This window comes from Methanosarcina sp. A14, from assembly GCF_001729375.1.
GTDB lineage: Archaea > Halobacteriota > Methanosarcinia > Methanosarcinales > Methanosarcinaceae > Methanosarcina > Methanosarcina barkeri.
The window spans coordinates 1-6,427 of the sequence record NZ_LZPK01000263.1 but is presented as its reverse complement, the minus strand read 5'-3'; the positions used below and the strand labels follow the sequence as shown (position 1 = coordinate 6,427).

The following is a 6,427-nucleotide window of genomic DNA, read 5'->3' as shown; positions in this document are numbered from 1 at the left end:
ATAGTGTAATATTATTAATAATGTAATATGAACATTTAAGATAAAGAAGTTTAAAACCAAGAAATTTAAGAGAAAGACTCAAAAATTTAAAGTCTCCGGCTTAGGATTTTCTACCCTGAAATTCTGCCGGAGTAAAGTATTCCTGAAAAGGAAAGTTTAGAGTGTCACAAGTTTGGCGTCGAGAATTCCATCGACTTTCCGGACTTCCTCAAGGATTGGGTCAGAAACTTCGGAATCTACGTTAAGAACCATCATGGTCACGCCTCCGATTTCTGATCTGCCAACCTGCATGCCTGAGATATTGATATTGTTTTTACCGAGTAACATGCAGCAGGGTCCGATAACGTTGGGCCTGTTGATGTGCTTGGCAAAAATCATACGGCCTGCAGGGAAGATATCTACTCTATCATCATCGACTGCTACGATCTTAGGATCGTCTCCGACAACGGTACCTGCAACCAGTTTTGCCTTGCCGTTGCTGCTAAGTTTGATACTGATAGTTGAAGAGTATTCCTCAGAAGATTCGGATTTACTTTCCACGACTGCAATCATTCTGGACTTTGCAAGAGTGGGGGCATTGACATAGTTAACTCCGGAACCGAGAGCCATTTCAAGCAGCCCTTTGAGAGCCGAAACTGTAAGAGGCCTTGTATCTTTTCCGGAAATCTCTCCATTATATCCAATTTCGACTTTTTCGTAGTTTCCGTCTACAAGTTGCCCTGCAATCTTACCCATAATTTCGGAGAGCCTGATGTAAGGGGCAAGAACTGCCATAGCTTCCGGCTTTACTGACGGGATATTGATTGCGTTCTTTGCAGGTCCACCTGTGAGGACAGATGTTACTTCCTTTGCAATATCTACTGCCACATTGACCTGAGCTTCCTTTGTAGAGGCACCAAGGTGAGGAGTTACTACAACATTGTCAAATTTCAGGAGAGGGCTGTCAAAAGGAGGCTCATCAACGAAAACGTCTATTGCTGCACCGGCTATTTTTCCGCTTTCAAGAGCTTTTGCCAGAGCTTCTTCGTTGATAATGCCACCGCGAGCACAGTTGAGAACCCTGGTTGTAGGCTTCATCAGAGCAAACTGTTCTTCATCAAGAATGTTTCTGGTTTCTTTAATAAGAGGAGTGTGCACTGTGATGTAATCGGCTTCTTTTGCGATTTCGTTAACTGTAGCTAGCTTGACACCAAGTTCAAGAGCCCGCTTTTCAGAAACAAAAGGATCATACCCCAGAAGGTTCATTTCAAGCCCTGAAGCCCTTTTTGCGACTTCGGAACCGATCCTTCCGAGACCTATAATTCCCAGAGTCTTGCCTTTGACCTCGACACCTGTGAATTTACTACGTTTCCATTCCTTGCCTTTAAGGGAAGCATTTGCCTGTGGAATGTTCCTGGACATTGCCATCATCATAGCAATTGTGTGCTCTGCTGCCGAAATCATATTTCCTTCGGGAGAGTTAGCCACAATAATGCCTTTCTTTGTAGCTGCATCCACATCAACATTGTCAATTCCGACCCCGGCTCTCCCGATAATTTTCAGGTTGTCGGCAGCTTCGATTATCTTCGGAGTAACATGGGTGCCGCTGCGTATTACAAGAGCATCGTAATCCTTAATTTTTTTCACCAGCTCATCTTCGGAAAGCCCGGTGGAAACATCAACCGTAAAGTGTTCTTTTAGAATCTCCAAACCTTCATTGGAGAGTGAGTCGCTGACTAATACTTTCATGTCAATTTCTCCAATTAATACAATAAAGATGAAATATTAAATTTTAACAGAGAATACCAATTAACCTAATCACACTTAAGCATTATCACACATATATAAGAGCTAATCCCTTCAAATTTTATTTTTACCGCAGGTTTTCTTCCCTGCATGATTTTCCTGAAAGCCTCATAAGCCTACCTATGGTTTCCACAAGCTTTGTAAATCTTATCTATGGTTACCCTACAAGCCTTATTATCCCTATCTTCGGTTCGTAACACTGCCCGCCTGCAAGCAGGAAACGGATAACCTCTTCTACAACCTGCTCAGAAATGCCTCGAGAAGCAGCAGCATCCATAAAAGCTGCATAATCAACTCCTTTGCTTCCACCCATTTCCTTGAGCAATTCAAGCACGAACTCCTTCTGGTCAGCTTTAGCATCTGTACTATTTTCAGAATCCAGATCCAGGGTTTTGAGACCCTCCCTAATGGAAGACCGAAGGAGTTTTGCAAATTCATCAGGAGAGCGTCCCCGTTCAAGCGCAATCATGATACCTTCCGTAAACTCTGAAGAAATACCTTTCCCCAGGAGGTATTCCCTAAGTTTCTCTCCACGGTACCCACTGGCCAGAGCATCCGAGAAGGCTTCAAGCCTCTCAACGGTCTGTTCGGCGGTATCCACAACCCATCTGTTGCGGATTTCCTCATCCACTACATTTACTTCTTCAGCTCGAATAGAAACAAAAACCGATCCGGGCTCGGGTTCATATGTCCTGGCTTTTCCTGTAAGGGCTATGAAAGCAGGAACCTGTACCGTTGAAAAGAATATAGAAGCTTCAGGCTGGTACTGCCCTGCGTATGCCGTAAAAGCCCCTGTGGGATCAACTATTCTCGCTTTCCACATCTCACTCTGTGTTCCGATATTGTCAAGTTCTGTGATTACTCCAACCACAAAAACACGATTGAGAATCAGCCCCATAGGGCTAATAAGCAGGTTTGGAGTTTTTGAATCCGCAGCTTCCGAGTCAGCCCGCTCGGATTTTTCAAGTTCTCTGCAGGCTTCGAATTCTCTTGCAAAAACTCTTTTTGCAACCTCTCGTTTAAGCAAGCTCAATTCCTCCCCTGGAAACCTGTGAATTTTTCTCCTGTCCCTCTTCTTCATCCGGCCCGAGCCTGCGAAGGAGCTCAACTACCCTTACCGCAAGATCATCTTCAGGTACCCAGGCATTTTCAGCCACAAAAGAAACCCCAAATTCATTTTTAGAAGAGTTTCCTCGTACTGCAAGATAACGACCCGTAAGAAAACGCCTTAAATCTTCATAAACTGCATCTTTTGAGACATCAGAGAACATCAGCTGTTCGGCTTCCTCAAGAGTTTTTCCATAGATAATTTCCGCAAGTTCCCTTGGAAACATAACTAGCACGGAACCTGTTCCGTCATCCAGTATGGCTTTGATTCGCATGTCCCATATACCTTCGACCTTACCGTGAACCCTACAGTTTCCTTTCTGGATTACACGACTGCATTCAGGGCAGCGGGAGATAATGCCTGAACCGGGTCTGACTGAAACAAGGTTGCCTGCTATGCACACATCAAACATGCTGTATCTTGAATTTATCTCCTGAATTTTGATAGGGGTAGGATCTTTTGCTGCAGATTCAAAGGTAAACGCAAGTTTTTCGGCCTCATCGAGCCCGATAGAAGAAACTTTTGTGCTGCTCAGAATATTTACTGATGGCACTCCCCTGAACATCCGCACCTGAGCTCCCTCAATTAGAATAATGTTCCCGATATCAATGCCAGGCAGTTCAATCCAGGCCGTAAAAGGAAGCCTCCCGGTTTCGTCCGCAAGTACGCCCGAGATTACTCTGGACTGGCGTCCCTTTACAAGAATTTCCCTGTATGAAAGCTGAAGCACGCAGGCTACTGTATCTACGGAAAAATCCACAGCTCCTATGTCAATTAACTTTTTTTTCTGGCTTGCTGAAAGTTCGGACAAGGATGGGAGCGAAGAATCCGAAATTTTCGACACAGGAGATTGTTCTCCTATAGAAAGCCTGATTCGGTTCTGCCAGATCCGGGTATAGGCATTTTTGATATTAATCACATCCCCAATCGAACCTGGCAGCTTCCTCCAGGAAGAAAACAGAACTGCTCCGGTTTCGTCCGCAAGAACTCCTGTATAAAGCCTGGAAGGTTTTTCCTGAGCTCCTGCCTGTGGACGGATTGACTTTTCCCCAATGTCCAGAATCCTGCCTGTAAGCTCAAAATTTTTAAGATTGGCAGACAGATCTTTTACTTTCAAAACTTTCCTTTTTCCTCCATACTTGCGGAGGATGCTCTCTTTTGCGACATCAGGCGGGACACGAAAAGCAATGAGTTTCTCAAACTCTGCTCGGATGCCAGTCTTTTCAAGATCTCCAAGCGCCCTGGTTAACTCTTCAAGGTGGGGCGCAATCTTCTCATCCATTTTTAGGCCTCCATTCGAGACAATAATAAAACAATAAAATTTCAGTGTAATATCAGATTTTACAGTATTTAAGACTTTAATTGAAGATTAATTTCTTTTATCAGAGGATATTGAACTATTATTTAAGGATAGCTGTTTAGAATTTTTTATTTCCAAAGGTATATTAATTTCGGGATAAAATTACTTACTTGACAAAGTATTGAGAGAGTTTTTACTAAAAACGCTAAAAAACCTGGAAAAGGAAAGCTTTCTTTTGTCTAAAGAGTTGAAGCCTGACTAAACAAACGGACGCTTCAAAATTTAAAGGAAGAGCTAATATGAGAAGAATAAAAGGACATAATTTCAGAGCTTTTAAACTGACAGCACTTGCGATTACTCTGGCAGTTCTATGCACCTGCTCTGCCTCCTCTGCCTCGAATTTAAGGGTAAGCTCGGCAACCGACGGAGACTATATCTCTCTACAAGCCGCAATCGATGAAGCCGAAGCTGGAGACACGATTATTGTAAGCCCTGGAACCTATGTTGAAAATCTCAAAATAAATAAGCAAGTCCAGATCTGGTCGGAATCCGGAAATCCGGAAGATACTGTGATAAGAGCAGCCGAGCCCACGAAAAGCGCTGTTGAAATCAGCGTGGATAGGGCATCTTTTAGCGGGTTTGCCATTGAGGGCTCGGAAAAAGCAGGAATTTTGCTTACAGGAGTTAACAGTTGCTACATTAACAACAATAGAGTTCAGGGAGCCGAATATGGCATTCTTCTCAAAGGTTCTGACAGCAATACCATAAGCAACAATCTCATTACCCTTGACGAAAAAGGAATACGGCTCGAAAACTCAAACTCAAATGATATCATTGGCAATACAATTGCCTATAATTACGGTCCTGGAATTTCACTTGAAGCAAGCAGTAAGAATCTGATCTATAATAATTACTTCAAAAACGCCGAAAACGTGGATGAAAAAGCCGCAAACGCAGAAAATCTCTGGCAAAGTCCCCTCAAAACAAAAAAGAATATTGTCAGTGGACCTTACATAGGAGGGAATTTCTGGGCCGACCTTGAAGGCAAAGGTTACAGCGAAACCGGTGTGGACGAAAACAGCAACGGAATTTGTGATACCTCATATAACATCACAGGCGGAGGAACCGATAATTACCCTCTCTTCCCAAAGGTCCCAAATGCCGTAAAAGCCCTTGAAAGCAATCTGAATGCCAGTGCTTACGAGCAGGGTCTGGCTGATATGGAAAAAGCAACCAGTTCCGAAACCACTGTAAACAAAACCGAAGAAGCGACAGGCCCCGCAGCCGAAAATGCTACTGACGAAAATATTACCAATGAAAACGCTACCAATGAAAATACTACTGACAAAAATGCTACCAATGAAGAGGGTTCAGGAGAAAAAGAATCGCCTGGCCCTGGACCTGGAATTGTGGGGCTGGCTGTAGGAGCAGCTTATTTCCTGAGGCGGGACAGGTAAAGAAAAGAAATAATTAATTTAAGATTAGAAAAAATATGAAAAAATGAGAATAGTGAAAGAAACGGAGACAAAGTTAAGAACAAGTAGAGAAAAATTTAGAAGAAAGAGAGAATAGTTAAGGGAAAGCCGAAAACAAGTTGAGAAAAAATTGAGAGAAAGTTGAAAATATAATCACGAAAAGGGTAGCAGGTTTTACGGGTCAGCAACTATAAAATGTAAAGAAAATGGCCGTCTCAAACTCATATAAATAAGGATAACAGGTCCATTATTTTCAAGATTTGATCAGTAATCATAGACCCTTTAGCTTTATCTTTTTCCCGCTATCCTTGACTTTGATCTGGTGTTTTTGTCAGTAAACTAAACCTAAATCGGCAGTTTATGCGTTAGATTCTGTGGGCTAAGGAGATCTAGTTTCTGAAACTCTATTTCAATTTAATAACGGTGTTCCTGTGCTTTTTTCAGTAAAGACAACACAATTAATGGTGCTTTTCCTGAGAGTGGCGAGCCTTTGAAGTTTGCAACAAGAAATATTAAGTGTTATGTTGTGGCAATAAACTTCCCGAATGCAACAGGCTCTTTTCCTACTCCCACTATGGCTATAACCTTATTTGTTGCTGTGTTAATTACAGAGACAGCACCGCTTGTTTCTTTCGCCACATATGCTTTAGTCCCGTCCGGACTGAAAGCAACCCCTAAAGGATAACTGCCTACCTTCACTGTGGCTTTAACAGTGTCTGTGGCTGTGTTAATCACAGAAATAGTACCATCTCCATAGTT

At 42.7% G+C, this 6,427-nt stretch carries 4 protein-coding genes and 1 pseudogene; 1 reads left to right on the top strand and 4 read right to left on the bottom strand.

What is annotated here, in order from left to right:
- Window positions 1-156: 156 nt before the first annotated feature.
- From serA to A9239_RS12315, 3 genes are all read right to left on the bottom strand, one after another.
- Complete coding sequence (gene serA / locus A9239_RS12325; protein WP_048120086.1) at window positions 157-1,728, bottom strand: phosphoglycerate dehydrogenase; 1,572 nt, start codon at window positions 1,726-1,728, stop codon at window positions 157-159.
- A 214-nt stretch (window positions 1,729-1,942) separates the two neighbouring features.
- On the bottom strand, window positions 1,943-2,812 hold the full coding sequence (locus A9239_RS12320) for an RPA family protein (RefSeq protein ID WP_048120088.1): 870 nt from the start codon (window positions 2,810-2,812) through the stop codon (window positions 1,943-1,945).
- Entirely contained in the window at window positions 2,805-4,175 is a 1,371-nt protein-coding gene (locus A9239_RS12315; RefSeq protein ID WP_048154414.1) for a Single-stranded DNA binding protein, read from the bottom strand. The genes A9239_RS12320 and A9239_RS12315 overlap by 8 nt, the downstream gene beginning before the upstream one ends.
- A 317-nt stretch (window positions 4,176-4,492) precedes the next feature.
- On the opposite strand from A9239_RS12315, the gene A9239_RS12310 reads away from it, so the two are divergent.
- Window positions 4,493-5,650 carry a nitrous oxide reductase family maturation protein NosD gene (locus A9239_RS12310; protein ID WP_048154411.1) on the top strand — a complete coding sequence of 386 codons (1,158 nt, stop codon included), beginning with the start codon at window positions 4,493-4,495 and terminating at the stop codon, window positions 5,648-5,650.
- A 537-nt stretch (window positions 5,651-6,187) separates the two neighbouring features.
- Here A9239_RS12310 and A9239_RS12305 read toward each other — a convergent pair.
- A pseudogene (locus tag A9239_RS12305) lies at window positions 6,188-6,427 on the bottom strand (YncE family protein); the annotation flags it as partial.